Source organism: Kitasatospora saccharophila, from assembly GCF_039529925.1.
GTDB classification, from domain to species: domain Bacteria; phylum Actinomycetota; class Actinomycetes; order Streptomycetales; family Streptomycetaceae; genus Kitasatospora; species Kitasatospora saccharophila.
Genome location: NZ_BAAANS010000027.1, coordinates 49,362 through 71,636, shown reverse-complemented (window position 1 = coordinate 71,636; position 22,275 = coordinate 49,362). Strand labels below are relative to the sequence as shown.

The 22,275-nt window shown below is 75.4% G+C and carries 20 protein-coding genes; 14 read left to right on the top strand and 6 right to left on the bottom strand.

Annotated features, from left to right (window positions below; all coding sequences use genetic code 11):
• The first annotated feature begins 86 nt into the window (after nucleotides 1–86).
• Nucleotides 87–278, top strand: coding sequence for a hypothetical protein (locus tag ABD345_RS20620; protein ID WP_344553868.1), 192 nt, complete (start codon nucleotides 87–89; stop codon nucleotides 276–278).
• A gap of 20 nt (nucleotides 279–298) precedes the next feature.
• Here ABD345_RS20620 and ABD345_RS20615 read toward each other — a convergent pair whose 3' ends face one another.
• The 3 genes from ABD345_RS20615 to ABD345_RS20605 all read right to left on the bottom strand — a co-directional run bounded on the left by ABD345_RS20615 (nucleotide 299) and on the right by ABD345_RS20605 (nucleotide 2,755).
• Complete coding sequence (locus ABD345_RS20615; RefSeq protein WP_344553866.1) at nucleotides 299–1,279, bottom strand: hypothetical protein; 981 nt, start codon at nucleotides 1,277–1,279, stop codon at nucleotides 299–301.
• Between the two features lie 77 nt (nucleotides 1,280–1,356).
• Nucleotides 1,357–1,851, bottom strand: coding sequence for a DoxX family protein (locus tag ABD345_RS20610; RefSeq protein WP_344553862.1), 495 nt, complete (start codon nucleotides 1,849–1,851; stop codon nucleotides 1,357–1,359).
• Nucleotides 1,826–2,755: a BTAD domain-containing putative transcriptional regulator gene (locus ABD345_RS20605; protein ID WP_344553860.1), complete on the bottom strand. Its 930-nt coding sequence runs from the start codon at nucleotides 2,753–2,755 to the stop codon at nucleotides 1,826–1,828. Before ABD345_RS20605 ends, ABD345_RS20610 begins: the two co-directional genes overlap by 26 nt.
• Before the next feature lie 454 nt (nucleotides 2,756–3,209).
• Between ABD345_RS20605 and ABD345_RS20600 the strand changes: the two genes are divergently transcribed.
• From ABD345_RS20600 to ABD345_RS20575, 6 genes are all read left to right on the top strand, one after another.
• Nucleotides 3,210–4,718 carry a vanadium-dependent haloperoxidase gene (locus ABD345_RS20600; protein ID WP_344553859.1) on the top strand — a complete coding sequence of 503 codons (1,509 nt, stop codon included), beginning with the start codon at nucleotides 3,210–3,212 and terminating at the stop codon, nucleotides 4,716–4,718.
• A gap of 95 nt (nucleotides 4,719–4,813) precedes the next feature.
• A complete protein-coding gene (locus ABD345_RS20595; protein WP_344553858.1) occupies nucleotides 4,814–5,671 on the top strand; it encodes a sulfurtransferase in 858 nt (285 codons plus the stop codon).
• Nucleotides 5,664–6,086: a cupin domain-containing protein gene (locus ABD345_RS20590; RefSeq protein WP_344553857.1), complete on the top strand. Its 423-nt coding sequence runs from the start codon at nucleotides 5,664–5,666 to the stop codon at nucleotides 6,084–6,086. Before ABD345_RS20595 ends, ABD345_RS20590 begins: the two co-directional genes overlap by 8 nt.
• 82 nt (nucleotides 6,087–6,168) lie before the next feature.
• On the top strand, nucleotides 6,169–6,669 hold the full coding sequence (locus ABD345_RS20585) for a cobalamin B12-binding domain-containing protein (protein WP_344553856.1): 501 nt from the start codon (nucleotides 6,169–6,171) through the stop codon (nucleotides 6,667–6,669).
• Nucleotides 6,666–9,941: an FAD/NAD(P)-binding protein gene (locus ABD345_RS20580; protein WP_344553855.1), complete on the top strand. Its 3,276-nt coding sequence runs from the start codon at nucleotides 6,666–6,668 to the stop codon at nucleotides 9,939–9,941. Before ABD345_RS20585 ends, ABD345_RS20580 begins: the two co-directional genes overlap by 4 nt.
• A complete protein-coding gene (locus ABD345_RS20575; protein WP_344553854.1) occupies nucleotides 9,938–11,629 on the top strand; it encodes an AMP-binding protein in 1,692 nt (563 codons plus the stop codon). Before ABD345_RS20580 ends, ABD345_RS20575 begins: the two co-directional genes overlap by 4 nt.
• A 68-nt stretch (nucleotides 11,630–11,697) precedes the next feature.
• On the opposite strand, the gene ABD345_RS20570 is transcribed toward ABD345_RS20575, so the two are convergent.
• Nucleotides 11,698–12,306: a TetR/AcrR family transcriptional regulator gene (locus tag ABD345_RS20570; RefSeq protein WP_344553852.1), complete on the bottom strand. Its 609-nt coding sequence runs from the start codon at nucleotides 12,304–12,306 to the stop codon at nucleotides 11,698–11,700.
• Between the two features lie 157 nt (nucleotides 12,307–12,463).
• Here ABD345_RS20570 and ABD345_RS20565 point away from each other — a divergent pair, with 157 nt between their 5' ends.
• The 4 genes from ABD345_RS20565 (at nucleotide 12,464) to ABD345_RS20550 (ending at nucleotide 17,215) form a co-directional block, all read left to right on the top strand.
• Nucleotides 12,464–13,009, top strand: coding sequence for a carboxymuconolactone decarboxylase family protein (locus ABD345_RS20565; RefSeq protein ID WP_344553851.1), 546 nt, complete (start codon nucleotides 12,464–12,466; stop codon nucleotides 13,007–13,009).
• Nucleotides 13,010–13,121: 112 nt separating this feature from the next.
• Nucleotides 13,122–14,120 carry a LysR family transcriptional regulator gene (locus tag ABD345_RS20560; RefSeq protein WP_344553849.1) on the top strand — a complete coding sequence of 333 codons (999 nt, stop codon included), beginning with the start codon at nucleotides 13,122–13,124 and terminating at the stop codon, nucleotides 14,118–14,120.
• A gap of 113 nt (nucleotides 14,121–14,233) precedes the next feature.
• Nucleotides 14,234–16,285 carry a thioredoxin domain-containing protein gene (locus tag ABD345_RS20555; protein ID WP_344553848.1) on the top strand — a complete coding sequence of 684 codons (2,052 nt, stop codon included), beginning with the start codon at nucleotides 14,234–14,236 and terminating at the stop codon, nucleotides 16,283–16,285.
• Nucleotides 16,286–16,363: 78 nt separating this feature from the next.
• Nucleotides 16,364–17,215 carry a GNAT family N-acetyltransferase gene (locus tag ABD345_RS20550; RefSeq protein WP_344553847.1) on the top strand — a complete coding sequence of 284 codons (852 nt, stop codon included), beginning with the start codon at nucleotides 16,364–16,366 and terminating at the stop codon, nucleotides 17,213–17,215.
• Between the two features lie 86 nt (nucleotides 17,216–17,301).
• Here the strand turns inward: ABD345_RS20550 and ABD345_RS20545 are convergent, their stop codons facing one another.
• Entirely contained in the window at nucleotides 17,302–18,240 is a 939-nt protein-coding gene (locus ABD345_RS20545) for a hypothetical protein (RefSeq protein ID WP_344553846.1), read from the bottom strand.
• 252 nt (nucleotides 18,241–18,492) lie between these two features.
• Here ABD345_RS20545 and ABD345_RS20540 point away from each other — a divergent pair, with 252 nt between their 5' ends.
• Together ABD345_RS20540 and ABD345_RS20535 are read left to right on the top strand one after the other, a co-directional pair.
• Nucleotides 18,493–19,149, top strand: coding sequence for a papain-like cysteine protease family protein (locus ABD345_RS20540; protein WP_344553845.1), 657 nt, complete (start codon nucleotides 18,493–18,495; stop codon nucleotides 19,147–19,149).
• 11 nt (nucleotides 19,150–19,160) lie between these two features.
• Nucleotides 19,161–20,012 carry a hypothetical protein gene (locus ABD345_RS20535; protein ID WP_344553844.1) on the top strand — a complete coding sequence of 284 codons (852 nt, stop codon included), beginning with the start codon at nucleotides 19,161–19,163 and terminating at the stop codon, nucleotides 20,010–20,012.
• A 178-nt stretch (nucleotides 20,013–20,190) separates the two neighbouring features.
• Here the strand turns inward: ABD345_RS20535 and ABD345_RS20530 are convergent, their stop codons facing one another.
• Nucleotides 20,191–21,195: a GlxA family transcriptional regulator gene (locus ABD345_RS20530; protein WP_344553842.1), complete on the bottom strand. Its 1,005-nt coding sequence runs from the start codon at nucleotides 21,193–21,195 to the stop codon at nucleotides 20,191–20,193.
• Nucleotides 21,196–21,278: 83 nt separating this feature from the next.
• Here ABD345_RS20530 and ABD345_RS20525 point away from each other — a divergent pair, with 83 nt between their 5' ends.
• Nucleotides 21,279–22,244 (top strand): NADP-dependent oxidoreductase, encoded by a 966-nt coding sequence (locus tag ABD345_RS20525; RefSeq protein WP_344553841.1) that lies wholly within the window; start codon nucleotides 21,279–21,281, stop codon nucleotides 22,242–22,244.
• Nucleotides 22,245–22,275 lie beyond the last annotated feature (31 nt).

The following is a 22,275-nucleotide window of genomic DNA, read 5'->3' as shown; positions in this document are numbered from 1 at the left end:
CTCCGCGGCCGCTTCGTCCCGCTTCGCCCCGCCCCGTACCACCCCCCGGTGACCCGGCCGCCTTAAGGCCGGGTCACCATGGAGGAATGAGCACCCCCGTGAACCCCGTCCAGCTCGCCACCGCCCTGGCCCTCGACGAGACCAAGGTCACCCCCGGCCTGCTCGGCTTCGTCGTCTTCGCGGCGCTCGGCGTCGCCACCTGGTTCCTCCTGAAGTCGATGAACGCCCGCTTCAAGAAGATCGACTTCGCCGAGCAGCCGGACCCCAAGGACGACTGACCCGGTGCGTCCCCGCCGGTCTACCGGGCGGCGGCGGGCGCGGTCGGCACCGGCGCGTCCGGGGCGGGAGCGCCCGGGCGGGGGCGGGCGGTCAGGGCGAGGACGGCGGAGATCGCGGCGTAGGTGACGACCGTCCCGGCGGCCGCGCCGAACCCGGCCACGGCCGGGTTCTCCTCGTGCGCCACGTAGGGGACCAGGGCCATCGCCATGGCGGGGGCGTGGGGTTCGCCGAGGTAGCGGGCCGCCAGGCAGACCACCGCGACGGCGAGGGCGCCGCCGACCCACTCCTGCGGGACCGTCCACAGCGCCAGCGAGCCGACGGCGCAGCCGCCGCACAGCAGCACGCCGCGCTTGAGGGCCAGCTGGAGGGTGCGGGCGGGCAGCATCGCCCACTCCAGGGCGGAGACCATCAGCGGCGGGGCGACCGCGACCGGCGGCAGGTCCAGCAGCACGCCGCTGACCAGCAGCCAGCCGCCCGAGACCGCGCCGAGGACGAGGAGCCGGTCGACCCGCCAGGCCCCGGCGGCCACCATCGGCGCGGGGGGCCGGGGCACGCCCCGCTCGATCGCGAACATCACCGCGGCGATCGCCGCGCAGATGCAGAGCACGGCCAGCGGGTAGTCCCAGGTGCGCAGGGAGAAGACCACCGGGAGCACGGCGGCGGACACGGCGGGGCCGATCGGCGCGGCGAGCAGTTGCAGGACGGCCAGCGCGATCAGCAGGGCGACGGCCGCGGCGGCCCACTTGCTCCAGTGCAGGGCGTGGAAGAGCTGGGCGACCAGGATGCCGTCCACGGCGCAGAGCACCGGTCCCGCGACCATCCGGGTCGGCGAGGCGATCCAGGCGGGGCGGTGCATCACCCAGACGCCGAAGGCGAGCGCGATCGCCTCCGGGAAGAGGATCGCGCGCTGGTTGAGCCCGACGGCCAGGGCCAGCATGGCGGCGGCCGGCAGGACGGGCGCCAGCCAGCGCAGGGTGGTGCGGAGTTCCTTCTTGTCCATGGACGCGACTACCTCGGGTCGTCTGTAACGGACGGCTCGCTGGTCGCGGGCCGGGAGGGGAGTGGTCGGGCGGCGGCTCAGCGGTGCGGGCGGGCGGTGCGGGTGGTGACGACCAGGACGGCCGCCAGCAGGACCAGGTTCTTGATCACGAATTCGCCCTCCATGGTCAGCAGGGCGGGGTTGCCGTCCTGGAAGGCCCGGTCGGGAACGACCACCAGCACGCCGAAGGTGGCGAGCAGGTGTCCGAAGAGGACCGGCAGCGCCCAGCGCATGCCGATCCCGGCGGCTATCCACAGGCCGAGGACCACCTCGACGCCACCGAGCACCGGGACCACCCAGCCGCCGGTGTGGAACGGGATGGTGCTGGTCACCAGGTCGGCGGCGGGGCTGCGGTCGATCAGCTTGAGGACGCCGAACCAGAGGTAGACCAGGCCCAGCGCGCAGCGCAGCAGGGTCAGGCCGAGCCGGTGCAGGGCCGGGCGCAGGGATTCGTAGCGCTCCAGGACGGGGGCGCCGGTGACGAGGGGGGCGGGACCCTGCCCGGTGTCAGGAAAGTGCGGAGCCGTGGTCACGGTGGCCTCCTGCCAGTGACGGGGTGACGGGGCGCCGACGGCCGTTCGCGGTCTGCGCGGCGCTGATCGGGATGACGCCCGCGGGGGGTCGCGGGCCGGCGGCGGGCCGGGCCGCCGGTGCGGCGGGTGGTGCGGGAACGGGGGGCCGACCGCGGGGGACCGCTTCCCGGGCCAGTTCCTCGCGGAGCTGCCGCTCGTACTGGCGGCGGTAGGCGTCCGCGGTGATCTCGTTGCCCGCGGCCCGGTAGGCGGCCACCAGGGCTTCGTGGGCGCTCTCCCGCAGCCGGTCGGAACCGATCGCGACCAGGGCGACGTCCACGGCGGCGCCCGCGAAACCCGCTTCGGCCAGCCGCCGCGACAGGGTCTCCAGGGCGTGCAACCGGCGCTGGTGCCAACGGATCTGACAGTGCGTCAGCCACTCCTCCGCCCAGTCGGGGAGCAGGTCGTAGTCGAAGTCGAGGTCCAGGGCCCGGCCGAGTTCGCGGTCGTCCATCTCGACGGCCGGGCCGAGGATGCGGGCGGCCGCGCGGTTGGCGGCGGCCAGGTCCACGGCGACGTCGGGGGACAGCGTCAACAGGCCGGCGCCGCACTCCTTGACCAGGGGGACCGGGCAGGCCGGCATGCGGTGCAGCGCGGTGCGCAGCGCGGCCGCCGCGCGGTTGCGTTCGAGGTCGGGCCAGAGGACCTCGGCGGCCCGCGCCCTGGTCAGGCCGCGGGGCTCGACCGCGAGCAGCGCCAGCAGTCGGCGGGCGCCCAGGGAGGGTTTCAGCTCCTCGCCCCGGAAGGAGAGGGTGAACCCGCCCAGCAGGCCGAGTCGGACCTGTTGGGCGCTCGGGTGCGTCGCCAGTTCGCACCGGGCGACGGAGCCGCCGGACGGCTCCGGTCTCTCCGCTTCGTGTGCCACTGCCCCTGTCACGGTCTCTCCCCCGGTCGGCTGCTCCAGCGCCAAGAAGGCTAAGGGGGGTGAATCGGCCGGAGGGCGGCCGATCGGTTCCTCGCATGGGGCCATAGCGACCTCCGATGGGTCGGGCCGGGCGGAGACGGACCGAAGTCGGCAGAAAATCGCCAGATAACCAGACAGTTTCGAACATATAAATGTCAGTACGCGGTCATTTCGCAATGGTGAGACACATTTTTGCAACGTTCGGGACACGTCCGCCGCTCTAGCGTGGCCCCGCTTCCGGCAGTCGGGCGGTCGCCGCCGAGACCGAGCGCCCCCGTCGGCGCCCCGGACCCCGAGCGCCCCGCAGGGAAGCAGGCACCACCGGACCACGCCAGACACCACGGACGGACCCGGCAGCACGGGCGCCGCACAGGCGCCGCCGGGCACGTCCCCATCGGACAAGGAGCAATGCCAGATGCAAGAGCCGTACACCCCCGGTCGGCGCACGGTGTCCCGCCGTTCGATGCTCGCCGCCGCCGCCGGCGCGCTGGGTGCGGCCGGCCTGGCCGCCGCGACCGGCCCGGCCGCCTGGGCCGCCGAGACCCGCACCGGCCGCCGCGCCGACGGCACCGGCGGGCTGCCGAGCGTGGTCGTCCGGTGGAACCAGGCCACCATGGACGCGATCCTCGACAAGTACCGGCTGACCGGCGCGGTCTTCGGCCCGGCCACCGTCAACGCCCGCTCCCTGGCCGTGGTGCACAACTGCATCTACGACGCCTGGGCCTGCTACGACAGCCACGCGAACGGCACCCGCTTCGGCGGCGCGCTGCGCCGCCCGAGGGCCGAACGCACCCTGGCCAACAAGAACGAGGCGATCAGCTACGCCGCGCACGCCGCGCTGACCGACCTCTACCCGGAGCAGGCGCCCGCCGCCGACTCGATGCTGCGCTCGCTCGGCTACGACCCCGCCCGCACCGGCGGCTCGCCGACCGGCCCGGCCGCGATCGGCCTGCGCACCGCCCGGGCCGTGCTCGCCTTCCGGCACCAGGACGGCGCCAACCAGCTCAACGCCTACGCGGACACCACCGGCTACCAGCCGAAGAACCAGCCGCAGTCGGTCGCGGGCTTCGACCCCGCGCTGCTGGCCTCCCCGGCCAACTGGATGCCGCTGGTCGTCGGCGGCGCCACCCAGCACTTCCTCACCCCGCAGTTCGCCCGGATGACGCCGTTCGCCCTGACGAGCCCCGACCAGTTCACCGTGCCGGCCCCGCCCGCGCTGGGCAGCGCGACCCTGAACGCGGCCGTCCAGGAACTGATCACCATCAGCGCCGGGCTGTCCGACGAGCAGAAGGCGATCGCCGAGTTCTGGCTCGACGCCGACGTGACCCCGCCCGGCGCGCAGCAGGCGTGGGCCCGCTTCGTCTCCGCCCGCGACGGCTACGGCGTGGACGAGGACGCGAAGCTCTTCTTCGGCCTCAACATGGCCGAGTGCGACGCCGCGATCGGCTCCTGGGCGGTGAAGGCCCGCTACGACTTCGCCCGCCCCAGCTCGCTCATCCCCTACCTGACCCGGGGCCAGCGGATCCGCTCCTGGGGCGGCCCCGGCCAGGGCACCGTCACGATGGACGGCGCGTCCTGGCGGGCCTACGTGCCGGTGCCGGCCTTCCCGGCCACCGTCTCCGGCCACAGCACCTTCTCCGGCGCCGCGGCCGAGTTCCTGCGCAGGTTCACCGGCTCCGACTCCTTCGGTGACTCCTACCTCTTCAAGGCGGGCACCTCCACCATCGAGCCCGGCCTCACCCCGGCCGTGGACACCCGGCTGACCTGGCCGACCTTCACCGCGGCGGCGGCCCAGGCCGGCATCTCCCGCGTCTACGGCGGCATGCACTGGCGTTTCGACAACGAGCCCGGAATCACCATGGGCACCCAGATCGGCGGCGTGGTCCACCGCCGGGCGACCTGTTACTTCCAGGGTCAGGGCTGATTCCGACCGCACCGAACCGGCGACGGCCGCACCGCGGGTGCGGCCGTCGCACCCCGTGACAACCGGAGGTTGCGATGACCCGACACAGTCCTGTGGTGACGGCCGACTGGGTGGCGCGGCACCGCTCGGACGAGCACGTCGTACTGGTGGAGATCACCGACGGCGGACCCGGCCCGACCGGCTGGATACCCGGGGCGGTGAGCCTGAACTGGCGCACCGACCTCCAGCACCCGGTCCGCCGCGACGTCCCCGACGCCGCGCAGATCGCGGCGACCCTGGGAAGCCTGGGCATCGGCCCGGACGACACCATCGTGCTCTACAGCGGCAACAGCAACTGGTGGGCCACCGCGGCCTTCTGGCTGCTGCGCGTGTACGGCCACCGGGACCTGCGGCTGCTCGACGGCGGGCGCGCCCGCTGGGAGGCGCAGGGCGGCGAACTGACCTTCCGCCGGCCCGAACGGCCGCCGACCGCCTACCCGGTGCCGACCGCCGACCTGTCCCTGCGGGCCACCCGCACCGACGTCCTGGACGGCATCGGCCGGATCAACCTGCTGGACGTGCGCTCGCTGCCCGAGTACCTCGGCGACCGCACCACCCCGCCGGACGTCCCGGAGGACCTGCACGTGCGCCCCGGCCACGTCCAGTCCGCCCAGCACTTCCCCTGGGACCTGCACGTGCGTCCGGACGGCTGCTTCCGCACCCCGGAGGAGCTCCGGGCCGTCTACGCCGAACTCGACACCACCGTCCCCACCGTCGTGTACTGCCGGATCGGCTGGCGCTCCTCGCTCGTCTGGTTCGTCCTGCACGAACTGCTCGGCCTGCCGAACGTCCGCAACTACGACGGCTCCTGGCAGGAGTTCGGCGCCATGGTCGGCGCACCCGTGGTGCGCGGCCCGCTGCCCTGGGGCGAGGTCCGCGGTACGAACGAGCGCAAGGAGACGGTCGATGCCTGAGGTCACGGTCATGCGCGACGTGCTGCGCAGCGGATTCCTGCAGGACGACCTCGCGTGGGTCCCGTGGGTGGAGCCCGGCCGGGTGGGCGTCGAGCACGTCGTCCTGTGGGCCCCCGACAGCGGGACCGGCGAGGACTCCACCGCGCTGCTGCTGCGCTTCCCCGCCGGGGCGCACGGCGACTTCCACGAACACCTCGGCCACGAACTGATGCTGGTCCTGGACGGGGTCCTCGACCACAGCGACGGACGCAGCTTCCGCCGGGGCGACCTGGTGGTGGAGGAGCCGGGCACCCGGCACCAGATGTCCAGCGCCCTGGGCTGCACCGTCCTGGCGGTCCGGGCCAGGCCGGCCGCGGCCCGGGTCCCCGGCCCCGGCGAGCCGGCCGACCGGACCGGCCGACAGCCGACGGACTGACCCCGGCCGCCCCCGGCCGCCCGGGGCCCCGCCCGCACCCACCCGGCGACGCCGCCGCCCACAGCCGCACCGAGGAGACGCAATGGCACACCCAGACCTCGCCACCAGGAAGGCGAAGCGCTCGACCGGACGACCGGACGCACCGGGGCCCGGCCTGCGGGTACTGCTCACCACCGGGGCCTCCGACGCCCACACCTGGAACCTCGTCCACCTGCAACTGTTCCTGGAGGAGGCCGGCCACTCGGTCCTCAACCTGGGCCCGTGCGTGCCCGAACGCCTGCTGGTGGACACCGTCGAACTGACCCGCCCCGACCTGATCGTGTTCAGCTCGGTCAACGGGCACGGCCACCTGGACGGCCTGCGCGCGGCCCACGCGCTCGACGCCAACCCCCTCACCCGGGGCATCCCGAAGGTGATCGGCGGCCGCCTCGGCATCACCGCCGGCGAGGGCGAGGCCGAGCGCCGGACCGCACTGCTGGCGGCGGGCTTCGACGAGGTCCACCCCGACGGGGCCGGACCGGAACCGCTGCTGGGCCGGCTCGCCGCACTCGCCGGGGCCGCCGACGCGCGGCTCGCGGCGTGAGCGGGCCGGGCGGCGGACGGCCGTGGCGCGCCGCCGACCTCGGCGCCTTCGTCCAGTCCGCCGCACGGGACGGGGAGTTGGTGGTGCAGCCGCGGATGGGCATGGCCCGCCCGCAGGACATGGCGGCCGGCGTGGCCGCCGTCGCGGCCCTGGCCGAACGCACGGTCGCCACCATCACCCTGGACAGCTACACCCGGGTCGGCGACCACGCGGCCGCCGCCGAAGCCATCCGCTCCGCCCAACCGCTCAACGGGTTCCCCCTGGTCAGCCACGGCCCGGAGACCTCCGCCCGGGTCGCCGCCCAGGCCGGCCCCGACACCCCCGTCCAGGTCCGGCACGGCTCCGCCGACCCCCGGGCGATCTTCCGGACCATGGTCGCCGCCGGACTGACCGCCAGCGAGGGCGGACCGGTCTCCTACTGCCTGCCCTACGGACGCACCCCGCTCGCGGAATCCGTCACCGCCTGGCGCGAGGCGGTGCGCCAACTCGCCACCGACACCCGGGCCCGGGGCGCCCGCGCCCACCTGGAGACCTTCGGCGGCTGCCTGCTCGGACAGCTCTGCCCGCCGTCGCTGCTGGTCGCGGTGTCGGTCCTGGAAGCGCTGTTCTTCGTCCAGAACGGCATCACCAGCGTCTCGCTCAGCTACGCCCAGCAGACCCACGCCGACCAGGACGCCGGAGCGCTCACCGCACTGCGCCTGCTGGCGGACGAACTCCTCCCCGCCGGGACCGACCGCCACCTGGTGCTCTACACCTACATGGGCGTCTTCCCCCGGACCCCCGAGGGCGCCCGGCTGCTGCTCGCCCGCAGCACCGACCTCGCCGTGCGCGGCGGCGCGCAGCGGATCATCGTCAAGACGGAGGCCGAGGCGCACCGCATCCCCACCCTCGGAGAGAACCTGGCCGCGCTGCGCCGCGCGGCCGCCAGGGCCCGGGCCGCCCGCTCCGGCCCCGCCCCGGCGCCCGCGATCGACGGCCCCGACACCTACGAGGTGCTCACCGAGGCCCGGGCCCTGGTCACCGCGGTCCTCTCGCTCGCGGACGACGTCGGCACCGCCCTGCTGCGCGCCTTCCACCGCGGCATCCTGGACGTCCCCTACTGCCTGCACCCCGACAACCGGGGCGGGAGCCGCAGCGTGATCGCCGACGACGGCCGGCTGCGCTGGGCCGCGCACGGCGCGATGCCGCTGTTCACCACCGGCACCCGCAACGGCACCGTCACCGCGGACCGGCTGGCCGCGATGCTGCGCCGCACCGCCGACCTGCACGACCTGGAGGCGCGCCCGGCCGAGGAGCCCCGGCCGGGCGTCCCGGCGGCCCCGCCGCGGCGCCCCCGCCGGATCGTCGTGGTCGGCACGGGCCCGCGCGGCCTCTCGGTACTGGAGCGGCTGGCCGCCCGGGCCGCCGAACGGCCCGCCGGTAACCCGGTCCGGGTGCAGCTCGTCGACCCGTACCCGGCCGGCCCCGGCCGGGTGTGGCGCACCGACCAGTCGCCCTGGTTCCTGATGAACACCGCGGCCTGCGAGGTGACGATGTTCTCCGGTCCCGCCGACGACGGCCCGGCCCGGCCCGGCGCGGGCCCGAGCCTGGCCGAGTGGTGGGCCGGGCACGACCCGGAGCACGCCGACCCCGACGGGTACGCGCCCCGCGCCGTGTACGGGGCGTACCTGGAGTACGTGACGGCCCGGATCACCGCCACGCTGCCGCCGGACCTGACGGTGGAGCACGTCCCCGCCCGGGTGCTCAGCGCGGACCGCGTCCCCGGCACCGGCGAGGACGGCGGCACCGGCTACCGGCTGCGGCTGGACCGGGGCGACGTCCTCACCGCGGACCGGTTGGTCCTGGCCACCGGCCACCCCGCCGTCGAACCCAGCGACGAGCAGAACGCGCTGGTCGCGTTCGCCGCCGCGCACCCGCCGCTGCGCTGCATCGTCGGCGAGTCGGCCGCGGACATGCCGCTGGCGCTGATCCCGCCCGGTTCGGCGGTCGGCGTCCTCGGCATGGGACTGACCTTCTACGACGTGCTCGCCGAACTCACCCTCGGCCGCGGCGGACGCTTCCAGGAGAGTGACACCGGCCTGCGCTACCTGCCCAGCGGCCGGGAGCCCAGGATCGTCCCGGCCTCCCGCAGCGGCGTCCCGCTGATGACCCGGGGCGTGAACCAGAAGAGCCCCGGCCACCGCTACCGGGCGGTGCTCTTCACCCCCGAGCGGATGGCCGCGCTGCGGGCCGCGGGACCGGTGGACTTCCACGCGGCGGTGCTGCCCTGGCTGATGGCCGAGATCAACCTCGTGCTGCTCGGCACCCGGGTCCGCCGGGCCGCCGGAGCCGCCGCGGCCGAGGAGTTCACCGAACGGGTCCGCGCCGCCCACGCCCGTCCCCCCGCCGCCCGGCCCGAACCGCCCGAGCCGGCCGCGCTCGCCCGGACCGCCGCCGAGTACGGCGCGGACACCCGGACGATCGCCGACCTGTCCTCGCTGGCCCGGCCGTTCGCCGGACGGCGCTTCCGCTCCGCGGCCGAGTACCGGACGGCCCTGGCCGAGCACCTGCGCGCGGACCTCGACGAAGCGGGGATGGGCAACCTGGGCGGGCCGCTGAAGTCCGCCTGCGACACCCTGCGCGACGTCCGCCAGACCATCCGCGGCGTGGTCGACTTCGGCGGCCTGACCCCCACCTCGCACCAGCGTTTCCTGCACGAGTTCGCCCCCCTGGCCGCCCTGGTCTCCACCGGGCCGCCGCCGCTGCGCTCCGAACAGTTCCTGGCCCTGATGGACGCCGGGGTGCTCGACCCGGTCGGCCCCCGCGCCCGCTTCCAGCCGGACCAGGCGAACGGCTGCTTCACCGTCGCCTCCGACCAGGTCGACGCCCCCGGGACCCGGCTGGACACCCTGATCGACGCACGCGTGCCGAGCACCGACCTGCGGGCCGACCGGGACCCGCTGATCCGGGGCCTGATCGCCGACGGCACCATCCGCACCTTCGTCAACTCCTGGGCCGGCCACTCCTTCGACACCGGCGGCCTCGCCTCCACCGACGCGCCGTTCCACCCCGTCCGGGCCTGCGGGACGGTCGAGCACGGCATGCACGTGATCGGGATCCCCAGCGAGCACACCCGCTGGTTCACCCAGGTCGGCAGCGGCCGCCCCGGACCCTGGGGCTCCTTCACCCGGGACGCCGACGACATCGCCCGGGCCCTGCTGGAACCGCTCCCGGGCCCGGCCGCACCGGCCGCCCGCCCGGCGGACGCGGTCGCGGGCGGGAGCACCGGGTGACCCCGCCGACCCGGCCGCCCGACTACTGGGCCCGGCGGCGGACGGCCGCCCACCGGGAGTTCCGGGCCGCCCGCGACCTGCTGCTCGAACTGCGCGGCAACCGGGCGGCGGCCGCCGCCCGGTTCCGCTGGCCCGCCGCCGAGCACTTCAACTGGGCCCTGGAGTGGTTCGACGTCCTCGCCGACGAACAGCCCGGCAGCGCGCTCGAACTGCTCGCCCCGCCCCGGCCCGACGGCCGCACCGAGGTGGCGGAACGGGTCGGGTTCGCCGAACTCTCCGCCCGCTCCGACACCCTGGCGGTGCGGCTGGCCGAACTGGGGGTCGCCCGGGGCGACCGGGTCCTGCTGCTGCTCGACACCCGGGTCGAACTCTGGGAGTCGCTGCTGGCCTGCCTCAAACTGGGCGCCGTCGTGGTGCCCTGCTACCAGGACCTCACCCCGGAGGAGGCCGCCGACCGGCTGCGGCGGGGACGGATCAGCCACCTGCTGTGCACCGCCGGGGCCGCCGCGACCGTCGACGGCGCGACCCGGTCCGGGCCGGGCGCGGTGCCCGGCCTGCGGATCGCCCTCGACGACCCGCCGGCCGGCTGGCTGCGCTACCCCGACACCCGCACCGACCCGCGCCCCTTCCTGCCCGGAGGACCGACCGGGGCCGCCGACCCCGCGTTCTGCTACTTCACCTCCGGCACCACCGCGCTGCCCAAACTGGTCGTGCACACCCACGCCAGCTACCCGGTCGGCCACCTGTCCAGCCTGTACTGGCAGGGCGTCCGGCCCGGGGACCGGCACCTCAACCTGTCCGAGCCGGGCTGGGCCAAGCACTCGTGGAGCAGTTTCTTCGTCCCCTGGACGGCCGGGGCGACCGTGGTCGCCCTGCCCCCCGGCGGCGTACCGCCCCGCCTGCTGCCCAGGATCGCCGCCGACCACGCACTCGACAGCCTGTGCGCCCCGCCGAGCACCTGGCGCGCCATGGTGCCCCACCTCGCCTCGGCCCCCGGCGTCCGGCTCCGGGAGGCCACCGCCGCGGGCGAGTGCCTGGACCCCGGGACCGGCGACGCCGTCCGGGCCGCCTGGGCGGTGCGGGTGCGCGACGGCTACGGCCAGACCGAGGCCACCGCGCTGATCGGACGGGCCCCGGGCGGCCCCGACCCGCTCTCCCCGCTCGGCCACCCGCTGCCCGGCTACCGCGTCGTCCTGGTGGACCCGGACACCGGCGAAGCCGGCGACGCGGGCGAGGTCTGCCTCGACCTGACCGAACGCCCGGCCGGACTGATGGCCGGGTACGCCGACGACCCCGAACGCACCGAAGCGGCCCTGGGCGGCGGCCGCTACCGCACCGGCGACACCGGCGAACGCTGCGTCGACGGCTCGATCCGGCTGCTCGGCCGCCGGGACGAGGTCTTCAAGTCCTTCGGGCACCGGGTCTCGCCGCCCGAGATCGAAGCGGTGCTGCGGCGCTGCCCCGGCATCGCCGACGTCGCGGTGGTGCCCCGCCCGCACCCGCGGGGCGGACTGGCACCGCACGCGGTGGCGGTGCCCGCGGGCGAACCCGGACCCGACCTCGCCCGGGAACTGCTCGCCTGGGCGGCCGCACGGCTGCCCGGCCTGCTGGTGCCGCGCGGCGTCGACCTGGTCCGGGAACTGCCGCGCACCCGCTCGGGGAAGGTGCGCCGGGCCGAACTCGGCTGAGCCGCCCGGGCGGGCCCACACCCGAAGCCCGCCCGGGCGGCTCACACGTCCGGGCCCGCCCGGGCGGCTCACATCCGGGCCGGCGCGTCCTCCTCCCGCTCCTGCCGGGTCTCCTCCCGGTCCGCGGCGCCCAGCAGCGCGGCGGCGATCCCGCGGGCCCGGAGGGCGGCGTCGGGGGTGCCCTCGCGCAGGGCCGTGACGATCGCGCCGTCCGCCAGCAGGGCCAGCTGGCGGGACAGCACCTCGTGCGAGCGGTAGCCGCAGTCGCGCAGCAGCCCGTCCAGGTAGGTGATCACCCGTTCCTTGTGGTCGGCGGCGACGCCGTGCGCCGGGCTGTCCGGGTCGGCCTCCTCGACCATGGTGTTGATGAACGCGCAGCCCCGGAACCCCATCGCCGCGAAGCGTTCGTGGAGGCCGTCGAAGAGCGCGAGGGGCAGTTCGGCCGGCTCCAGGTCGCTGGCCCCGACCCGGGCGGCCAGCCAGGCGCGCCAGTTCCGGTCGCGTTCCGTGAGCACGGCCACCAGCAGGTCGTCCTTGCCGGGGAAGTGGCGGTAGAGGGAGGCGCGTCCGACGCCGGCCTCCCGCAGGATCCGCTCCACGCCGACGGCGCGCACCCCCTCCTCGTAGAAGAGACGTTCGGCGGTGGCCATCAGTCTTGCTCGGGCATTGGTCGGCATCTTCAGACGGTACCACTCGGTTCCGAATTTTCCCGGAGTCCATTGACGGAGGGGGGAGGGCTCTATAGCGTTCACGACGAGACCGATCGGTACCGTCTTGCTCGCCCACGTCATCAGCTCAGCTCCACGCACTGCCGTCCTGAGGAGTACCGCAGCCATGTCCCGTCTGACCCAGCTCACCGCCGAGACCGCCTCCGAGGAGCAGCGGGAGCTGCTGGAGGGCACCCTGAAGCAGCTCGGCAAGATCCCGAACCTGTACGCCGCGATGGCCAACGGCCCGGCCGCCCTGCGCGGCTACCTCGCCCTGCGCGGGGCCCTGGTCGGCGGCAGCTTCGGCAACCGCGAGCGGGAGCAGCTCGCCCTCTTCATCGCGCAGCGGAACAACTGCACCTACTGTGTCTCCGCGCACACCATGCGCGGCGGCAAGGTCGGCCTGACCCAGGACGAGCTGCTGGCCACCCGCCGGGGCACGGACGCCGACCCGCGGATGGACCAGGTCCTGCGGCTGACCGCCTCGATGATGGACACCGGCGGCCGGGTCACCGACGAGGAGATCGAGGCCGCCCACCGGGCCGGGGTGACCGACGCGGAGATCTCCGAGATCGTCGCGCACATCGCGCTGAACGTGCTCTCCAACTACTTCAACCACGTCGCGCAGCCGGACCTCGACTTCCCCCCGGTGGACGCCGAACACATCGGCTAGTCGGCCGTAGGCTTCGGGGAAGGGTGCCCGGCGGGAACGCCGGGCACCCTTCCGGGTTCCCCGGACGCGGACGTGAACGAACAGTAGGTCGGCAGAGACTACGGGGACAGACATGGACATCGACACCAGAACGCTCCGCACCTTCTGGGGTGTCGTCGGAGCGGGTTCGTTCACCAAGGCCGCCCAGCGGCTCGGCTACTCGCAGTCCAGCGTCACCATGCAGATCCGGACCCTTGAGCGGATCGTCGGCGAGCCGGTCTTCATCAGGTCCTCCAACGGGGTGCGGCTCACCCCGGCGGGCGAGACCGTCTGGGAGTACGCCAAGCAACTGCTCAGCCTGGTGGACAACCTGGAGGACGAACTCCAGCGCACCGCCGACCCCTTCCCGCGGATCCGCCTGGGCGTCGTCCCCGCCCTGGCCTGCGGCAAACTGCTCAGCCGGCTGACCCACGCCGGCCAGGCGCTGCTCAAGCACGTCGGGCTCGACCTGCGCGTCGTCGTCAGCCACGACATCCCCGCCGCGCTGCGGGAGAAGCGGCTGGACGCCGCGATCGGGCTCGCCAGCGCCGAACGCCGGTGCGCCGCCGGCGGTGCGGAGGCCGGTGCGGCCGTCGCGGAGGAGCGCGAGCCGTACAGCGACCGGGACAGCCGGATCGTGCTCGGCGGCCTGAAGTTCGCGGCCGTCGCCCCTTCGCCGGGGCGCGGCGGAGGGGCCGCCTCGCAGTACGTCCGGCCGATCACCGCCCCGGTGCTGGTCGCCGACCCGGGCTGCCCCTCGCAGCGCTGGCTGCCCGAGTACCTGCGGATGCGCGACGGCCGACCCGCCGAGAGCCGCGAACTCGCCACCCTCGACGGCATCCGCGAGTCGGTCCGGACCGGCTTAGGCTGCGCGATGCTGCCGGTCGGCCTGTTCGGGGCCGCCGAGCGCGACAGCCTCGTCCCGATGTCCGGCGTTCCCGTCATGCGGTGGAGCGCCGTCCTGCAGAGCGACCCGGCCCGCCCCTTCGGCGACCTCCACCGCCGCGCCCTGGTCGACACCGTCCAACTCGCCCTCCAGCCCACGGCGGCGGCCGGCCTCGCCTTCACCCTCCTCGGCGGCGCCCGCGCCTGACCCCGCCCGGCCCGTTCCGCCCCGCCCGGCCGGTGCGGGCGGGGAGGGAGCGGCCCCGGCGTGTTGGTCGAACGCTCCGCTCGGTGGGCTGACGGGCTGGGATACTCGCGGGCATGGTGAACCGCCTGGCGCACGCGACCTCCCCGTACCTGCAGCAGCACGCCGAGAATCCCGTGGACTGGTGGGAGTGGGGGCCGGAGGCGTTCGCGGAGGCGGAGCGGCGGGACGTGCCGGTGCTGTTGAGCGTGGGGTACGCGGCGTGCCACTGGTGCCACGTGATGGCGCACGAGTCGTTCGAGGACGAGGCGGTGGCGGGGTTCCTGAACGAGCGGTTCGTGGCGGTGAAGGTGGACCGGGAGGAGCGGCCGGACGTCGACGCGGTGTACATGGAGGCGGTGCAGGCGGCCACGGGGCAGGGCGGGTGGCCGATGACGGTGTTCCTGACGCCGGGGAAGGAGCCGTTCTACTTCGGGACGTACTTCCCGCCGGAGCCGCGGCACGGGATGCCCTCGTTCCGGCAGGTGCTGGAGGGGGTGGACAAGGCGTGGACGGAGCGGCGGGACGAGGTCGGGGAGGTGGCCGGGCGGATCGGTCGGGACCTGGCGGAGCGGGCCTCGGTGTACGGGGTGGGGAGCGGGGTCGCCGGGGTGCCCGGGGCGGGTGAACTGCACGCGGCGGTGGTGGAGTTGACCCGGTCGTTCGACCAGCGGCGGGGCGGGTTCGGCGGGGCGCCGAAGTTCCCGCCGTCGATGGTGCTGGAGTTCCTGCTGCGGCACCACGCCAGGACCGGGTCCGGGGCCGCGCTGCAGATGGTGGAGCGCACCTGCGAGGCGATGGCGCGCGGCGGGATCTACGACCAGTTGGGCGGCGGCTTCGCCCGGTACGCGGTGGACGCGACCTGGACGGTCCCGCACTTCGAGAAGATGCTGTACGACAACGCGCTGCTGCTGCGGGTGTACCTGCACCTGTGGCGGGCCACCGGCGAGCCGCGGGCGCGCCGGGTCGCGCTGGAGACCGCCGACTTCCTGCTGCGCGAACTGCGCACCCCCGAGGGCGGGTTCGCCTCCGCGCTGGACGCCGACTCGCTGGACGCGGCGAGCGGGAGGAACGCCGAGGGCGCCTACTACGCCTGGACTCCGGAGCAGTTGGAGCAGGTGCTCGGGGAGGCGGACGCCGCCCTCGCGGTCGAGCTGTTCGACGTCACCGGGACGTTCGAGCACGGCAGTTCGGTGCTGCAGTTGCCCGAGGACCCGGCGGACGAGGGGAAGTACCGGGAGATCCGGGCCAAGCTGTTCGAGGCGCGGGCCGGGCGCCCCGCCCCCGCCCGGGACGACAAGGTGGTGGCGGCCTGGAACGGCCTGGCGGTCGCCGCGCTCGCCGAGGCCGGCGCGCTGCTGGAGCGTCCCGACCTGGTCGAGGCCGCCGAACGGGCCGCCGACCTGCTGATCGCCGTCCACCTCACCCCGGAGGGGCGGCTGCTGCGCACCTCCCGGGACGGCCGGGCCGGTGCCAACGCGGGCGTGCTGGAGGACTACGCCGACACCGCCGAGGGCTTCCTCGCCCTGCACGCCGTCACCGGGGAGAGCTCCTGGCTGCAACTGGCCGGGGAACTCCTCGACCTGGTGCTGCTGCACTTCACCGACGAGGCGTCCGGTGCGCTGTACGACACCGCCGACGACGCCGAGCAGCTGATCCGCCGCCCGCAGGACCCGACCGACAACGCCGCCCCGTCCGGGTGGAGCGCCGCCGCCGGCACCCTGCTCACGTACGCCGGGTACACCGGCTCGGCCCGCCACCGCACCGCCGCCGAACGGGCCCTGGGCATCGTCGGCACCCTCGGCCCGCGCGCCCCCCGGTTCACCGGCTGGGGCCTGGCCGTCGCCGAGGCGCTGCTCGACGGCCCCCGCGAGGTCGCCGTGGTCGGCGCCGCGGACGACCCGGGCCGGGCCGCGCTGCACCTGGCCGCGCTGCGTTCCACCGCGCCCGGCGCGGTCGTCGCGGTCGGGGAGCCCGGCGACACCGAGGTGCCGCTGCTCGCCGACCGCCCGCTGCTGGACGGCCGGCCCGCCGCGTACGTGTGCCGGCACTTCGTCTGCGACCGCCCGACCGCGGACGCCGCCGAACTCGCCGAACGGCTGGGCGGGGCGCGGGAGGAACGGGAGTAGCGGGGAGGGCGGGAGGCGGCGAGGAGGGGGAGCGGCGGGGCGCTGGTCGTGCGCGGTGACGGTGGGTCAGGATGGGGCATGGTCTGGACCCTCACCACCACACTGGCCGAATTCCGCACCGCGGCAGGGGAGTTCCTCGCCGCCGACCCGGTCGGGAACACCGTGCTGCTCACCGTCGTCGAACGGATCGAACGGGACGGCCCGTACGCCTACGGCGGAGCCGCCCCGGACTACGGCTGGTGGCGGGAGCCGGACGGCACCGTCACCGGCGCCACCCTGCGCACCCCGCCGTACGGCCGGCGCCTCGGGCGGATGACCACCGGGGCCGCCGGCGAGCTGGCCCGGGTGCTCGCCGCCTGGGAGGAGACGCTCGGGGCCGTCGGCGGCGGGCGCGAGGAGACGCTCGCCTTCGCCGCCGAGTGGGAACGCCGCACCGGCCGTAGCTGGATCGTCGAGTCCCACGAACGGCTCTACCGGCTGGGCGAGTTGACGCCTCCGCCAGCGCCTCCGGCCGGCCGGGCCAGGCTCGCCGGGGAGGCGGACCGGGAACTGGCCGTCCAGTGGCTCGGCGCGTTCTGCGCCGAGGCCGAGACGCAGCCCCCCGGCGACCTGCGGGCCGACGCGGACCAGCGGATCGCCGCCGGCACCCTGCTGCTCTGGGAGGACGGGGACGGGCGGGTCGCCTCGCTCGCCGGGGCGAGCCCGGCCATCGCCGGGATGTCCCGGATCGGCCCCGTCTACACGCCCCGGGAGCGGCGCGGCCGCGGCTACGCGAGCGCGCTGACGGCGGCGGCGTCCGCCCACGCGCGGGCCCGCGGCGCGGCGGAGGTGCTGCTCTACACCGACCTCGCCAACCCCGTCAGCAACGCGATCTACCAGCGCATCGGCTACGTCCCGGTGGGGGACTCGGTGTACGTGGCCTTCCGGTAGGGGGTTCGGGGGCAGGGGGTTCGGGGGCAGGGGAGCAGGGGGCAGGGGCCCTCGGGGGCGCCGACCGGCTCGGTGGGTGAAGGAGTTCACTCCCAGTCCCAGCGCAGGCCGAGCAGGCAGGGCGGCAGGTCGGCGGCCACCAGGTGCGCGCAGTGGTGGCCGTCGAGGGTCAGCTCCTCGGTCTCCAGCGGGGACTGGCCGGGGGTGCGCTGGCGGAAGCGGTCGCAGCGGACCGGCAGCGCCGCCCGGTCGAAGGTGACCTGCAGGACGTACTGGCCGGCGCCCGCGTTGAAACCGCGCACGTACTCGTGGCTGGGCCCGTTGGACGGCGCCTCGTCGAAGCCGTAGCCGAGCAGGTGGGTGTCGCCGGTGCGCATCCGGCGGTCCAGCAGCAGTTCGGCGACCAGCAGGTTCGCGGCGCCGTCGCGGCGGATCCGGCCCGGCCGGCAGTTCTCCTCGGCCCGGACCCGGACGCGTTCGATGTCGCAGCCCGGATCGCCCTGGTAGATGGCCAGGTACCGGTCCACGCCGTCGCGGTGCGCGCGCAGCACGTGCTGGGAGTCGCGGCGCAGCAGCCGCCGGTCCGCGCCGACCCGGAGCCGCTCGATGTGGGTGATGGTGTGCAGCCCGGTGTCGGGCGGCCCGGACAGCACGGCGAGCAGCCCGTCCACGGCCTCGGCCGGACTGATCAGGTCCCGGTACGGGCGCACCGGCGGGCCGGCCGGCACCGGCTCGGGGGTGCTGCGCCGGGGGCCGAGCAGCCGGGTCAGCGAGTGCTCGGGGAGCTCCAGCACCTCCTCCAGCGCCGCGACGGCGCGCAGCGACTCGGCCCGCTCCGGCCGGCGCAGCCCCTGCTGCCAGTAGCTGAGGCTGGTCACCCCGACCCGCACGCCGCGCTGCGCCAGCCGCTCGCGCAGCCGGTGCAGGGCGAGGCCCCGGGCGGCGATCGCGGCCCGCAGGGCGAGGTGGAACGGCCCGGTGCGCAGGGCGAGGGCCAGTTCGGACGGTGCGGACGGCTGCTGCATGGCCAGCTCCTCGATCGGCCGGGGATCGACCGTGAATATTCACACCTCCGGGCCGCCCTGTCACCGGCCCGGACGATATCCGCGCTGCCCAGGGCCGCCGCGTTCACACCGCAGCCGGGCCCGTTCACACCCCGACCGCCGTACCGGGAACGGCCGTTGACCTGCGGACCGGCCCGGCCGGATGCTCTTCCCGCGCCGTCCGGACGTCGCCCCCCACATCCACTCCTCGCCCCTGCCAGGAGGACAACCCCCATGCCACACCTCCCGATCCGGCTGCGTCGGACGGTCGCCGCACTCGCCCTGGGCGTCCTCGCCCCGGCGCTGAGCGCGGCCGCCGCCACCCCCGCCCTGGCCGCCACCGCCCCCACGGCCGACGCCCCCGGCCTCGCCCAGGCCCCCGCCCCCGCCCAGGCCCCCGCGCTGGCCGGCACCTCGCGGATCCTCAACCTCACCATGCAGGCCCAGCAGCAGACCAACTGGTGCTGGGCGGCCGGCGGCAACACCATCGCCACCTACTACGGCTACACCTACAGCCAGAACCAGTTCTGCAACCTGGCGTTCGGCCGCTCCGTCAACTCCAGCTGCCCCAACAGCCAGGCCAGCCTGGCCGAGGTGCAGAACGCGCTGTACCGGATCGGCATCAGCACCGGCTCGTACGTCAACGGGTACCTGCGCTACGCCACCGTGCAGGGCGAGATCGACGCCGGCCGGCCGGTCGAGACCCGGATCCAGTGGAGCTCCGGCGGCGGCCACATGAACGTCCTCTACGGCTACGACACCGGGAGCAACTGGCTGTACTGGGGCGACCCGTGGCCGTCCGACTACCGCTACAACTGGGGCGACTACAACTACTACGTGAGCAACGGCTCCTTCTCCTGGACCCACTCCCTGTACCGGATCGGCGCGTGAGGAGACCCGTCATGAGCAACCACCGCGTCCACGCCACCCGCACCGCGACCGCCCTCGCGGCCGTCGCCCTCGCGGCCGTCGCCCTCGCCGCCGTCGTCCTCGTTCCGGCGGCGCACGCCGCCGACACCCCCGCCGCGCTCGGCTCCGGTGAGCTGGCCGCCGCCCGCAGCGCTACCCAACAGCCCGCCGTGCTCGACAAGTTGGGGCACTTCTTCGCCCGCAAGGGGGTGCCGCCCACCCAGCAGCTCGGGATCAGCGCCGCCGACGAGGCCAGGGCGGCCGTCGCCGCCGCGCCCCGGCTCACCGGCGACACCGTGCCCGTCTACACCCTCTCCGCCGCCTTCGTCGCGGGCCGGGCCGGCACCCCGGTCGCCGAGGCCGGGTTCACCGCGACGGCGGCCGTCGCCGCGGACGGACAGCGGGCCTCGGTCTGGACCGCCGAGCAGAACGGCGGCTGGCGGGTGGTCAACATCGCCTCCGGCAGCGACGAGACCGACTACGCGGCCCGGGCCGCGGCGGACGGCGGCACCGCCTTCCGCGAGCCGCAGATCGACGCCTGGTACGAGGTCAAGGGCGGCCGCGTGCTGCCGCTCGACGAGGACGCCCGCCGCTCGGTCGGTGACCGCGGCACCACCGTCGCCGCGTACCAGCAGCTCGTCCACCAGCGCTACGGGGACAAGCTGCCCGGCTCCGGGTACGACGCCTCCGGCAAGGCGGGCGGCTTCGAGGCGGCGGCGGACAGCGCGGGCAGCGCGGGCAGCATGACCGCTCCGGTGGTCGGCGGTGCGGCGGTCGGGCTCACCGCGCTGGCCGGCACCGCGTTCGGCCTGCGGCGGCGCAAGGTCCGCGTCAAGCACTACTAGCGGGGAAACAGGGCCCGGGGCGGCCGCAGGTGCGGGACGTGGCCTGCGGTCGCTTCGGGCTGCTGTGCTCCAACGGCACGTAGCGGCACGGACTCTCCGACGGGCTCCGGCCGGCAGCAGCTCGGACCGCCGTTCCCCGGGCCCCTGAAAGGGCCACCGCGCAGCATGGACGGGGTTTTCAGGAGCTGCCCGCGAAGGTGCGGCGGTAGGCGAGGGGGGAGACGCCGATCGCGCTGTGCAGGTGCTGGCGGAGCGAGACGGGGTTGGCGAAGCCGACCCGGGTGGCGATCTGGTCGACGGTCAGGTCGGTGGCCTCCAGCAGGTGGCGGGCCAGGGCGACGCGCTGCTGGGTGAGCCAGCGGCCGGGGCTCTGGCCGGTCTCCTCCTGGAAGCGGCGGGCGAAGGTGCGGGTGCTCATGGCGGCGTGGGCGGCGAGTTCGGCCAGGGTGAGCGGGTGGTGGAGCCGGGTGAGGGCCCAGTCCCGGGTGGCGGAGGTGCCGGTGCTGCCGGTGCTGGGGACGGGCCGGTCGATGTACTGGGCCTGGCCGCCGTCGCGCCAGGGCGGGACGACGCAGATCCGGGCGGCGCGGTTGGCGACGGCGGAGCCGTGGTCGCGGCGCAGGACGTGCAGGAAGAGGTCGACGCCGGCGGCCGCGCCCGCCGAGGTGAGGACGTCCCCGTCGTCGACGAACAGCACGTCCGGGTCGAGCCGGACCCGCGGGAAGAGGGTGCGGAAGTGGTCGGCGAGGGCCCAGTGGGTGGTGGCGGGGCGGTCGTCGAGCAGGCCGGCGGCGGCCAGCACGTAGGCACCGGTGCAGATCGAGATCAGCCGGGTGCCGGGCCGGACCAGGGCGAGCGCGGCGGTCACGGCGGGGTCGGGCGCGGGGCTGGTGGGGACGGGCGCGAACGGCGGGACCACCACGGTGTCGGCCTCGGCGAGGGCCTCGGGCCCGTGGTCGGGAGTGAGGCCGAAGTCGGCGTCGGTGCGGACGGGCCGTCCGTCCACGGTGCAGGTGGACAGCCGGTAGAGCCCGTCGGTGCTGCCGAACACCCTTCGGGGGATGCCCAGTTCGAACGGGTACACGCCGTCCAGGGCGAGCACGGCGACCCGGTGCGGGGCGGGCCCGGAACCGGAACCGGACGGCGGGGCGGACGGCGGGGCGCACAGCGGGTCGGTGGCCATGGCGGACCTCCTGGCAGGATCCCATCGGACGGTGACCATCTTGCCACTCGCGGCGGGCCGTCCGCGCCCAGCAGGCTGGGGCCATGACGAACGACACGACGAACCAGGTGCCCACCATGCGCGCGATCAGCCAGGACGTCCTCGGCGGCCCCGAGGTGCTGCGGGTGGTGGAGCGCCCCCGCCCGGAGCCGGGCCCGAGCCAGGTGCTGGTCCGGGTGCGGGCGGCCGGCCTGAACCCGACCGACTGGAAGCACCGGCAGTCGGGCCTCTTCCTCGGGCAGCCCCCGTTCGTGCTGGGCTGGGACGCGGCCGGCACGGTCGAGGCGGTCGGCCTCGGCGTGACCCTGTTCGCGCCGGGCGACGAGGTGTTCGGCATGCTGCCCTACCCGCACGGGGTCGGCTCGCACGCCGAGTACGTGGTCGGCCCGGCCCGGGCCTTCGTCCGCCGCCCCGCCTCGGTCGACCCGGAACAGGCGGGCGCGCTGCCGCTGGCCGCGCTGACGGCCTGGCAGGCGCTGGTGGACACCGCGCAGGTGCGGGCCGGGGACCGGGTGCTGGTGCACGCCGCGGCCGGCGGGGTCGGGCACCTGGCGGTGCAGATCGCCAAGGCCCGCGGCGCGTACGTGATCGGCACCGCCAGCGCGGGCAAGCACGACTTCCTGCGCCGGATCGGGGTGGACGAGCCGGTCGACTACCGGTCGGTCGACTTCGCCGAGGCGGTGCGCGACGTGGACGTCGTGCTGGACACCATCGGCGGCGACTACCAGCTGCGCTCGCTGCGCACGCTGCGCCGGGGCGGGCTGCTGGTGTCGATCCTGCCGTTCCCGGCCGAGGGCCTGGCCGAGGAGGCGGCCCGGCTCGGGGTGCGGACCTCGCTGCTGCTGGTGGAGGCCGACCACGCGGGCATGACGGCGGTCGCCGACCTCGCCGAGCGCGGCCTGCTGCGGGCCGAGATCGCCGGGACGTTCCCGCTGGCCGACGCCGCGAAGGCGCACGAGGTGGGCGACGGCGGGCGGGTGGCCGGCAAGCTGGTGCTGCTGGCGGACTGATCCCGGCCGCAGCCCCGCCGCATCCCCGACC

Bases quoted from the DNA above. Each gene is read 5' to 3' on its own strand.
- ABD345_RS20620 (WP_344553868.1), top strand. From the start codon at position 87: ATGAGCACCCCCGTGAACCCCGTCCAGCTCGCCACCGCCCTGGCCCTC.
- ABD345_RS20615 (WP_344553866.1), bottom strand. From the start codon at position 1,279: ATGGACAAGAAGGAACTCCGCACCACCCTGCGCTGGCTGGCGCCCGTC.
- ABD345_RS20600 (WP_344553859.1), top strand. From the start codon at position 3,210: ATGCAAGAGCCGTACACCCCCGGTCGGCGCACGGTGTCCCGCCGTTCG.
- ABD345_RS20590 (WP_344553857.1), top strand. From the start codon at position 5,664: ATGCCTGAGGTCACGGTCATGCGCGACGTGCTGCGCAGCGGATTCCTG.
- ABD345_RS20585 (WP_344553856.1), top strand. From the start codon at position 6,169: ATGGCACACCCAGACCTCGCCACCAGGAAGGCGAAGCGCTCGACCGGA.
- ABD345_RS20570 (WP_344553852.1), bottom strand. From the start codon at position 12,306: ATGCCGACCAATGCCCGAGCAAGACTGATGGCCACCGCCGAACGTCTC.
- ABD345_RS20565 (WP_344553851.1), top strand. From the start codon at position 12,464: ATGTCCCGTCTGACCCAGCTCACCGCCGAGACCGCCTCCGAGGAGCAG.
- ABD345_RS20560 (WP_344553849.1), top strand. From the start codon at position 13,122: ATGGACATCGACACCAGAACGCTCCGCACCTTCTGGGGTGTCGTCGGA.
- ABD345_RS20555 (WP_344553848.1), top strand. From the start codon at position 14,234: ATGGTGAACCGCCTGGCGCACGCGACCTCCCCGTACCTGCAGCAGCAC.
- ABD345_RS20550 (WP_344553847.1), top strand. From the start codon at position 16,364: ATGGTCTGGACCCTCACCACCACACTGGCCGAATTCCGCACCGCGGCA.
- ABD345_RS20545 (WP_344553846.1), bottom strand. From the start codon at position 18,240: ATGCAGCAGCCGTCCGCACCGTCCGAACTGGCCCTCGCCCTGCGCACC.
- ABD345_RS20540 (WP_344553845.1), top strand. From the start codon at position 18,493: ATGCCACACCTCCCGATCCGGCTGCGTCGGACGGTCGCCGCACTCGCC.
- ABD345_RS20535 (WP_344553844.1), top strand. From the start codon at position 19,161: ATGAGCAACCACCGCGTCCACGCCACCCGCACCGCGACCGCCCTCGCG.
- ABD345_RS20530 (WP_344553842.1), bottom strand. From the start codon at position 21,195: ATGGCCACCGACCCGCTGTGCGCCCCGCCGTCCGCCCCGCCGTCCGGT.
- ABD345_RS20525 (WP_344553841.1), top strand. From the start codon at position 21,279: ATGACGAACGACACGACGAACCAGGTGCCCACCATGCGCGCGATCAGC.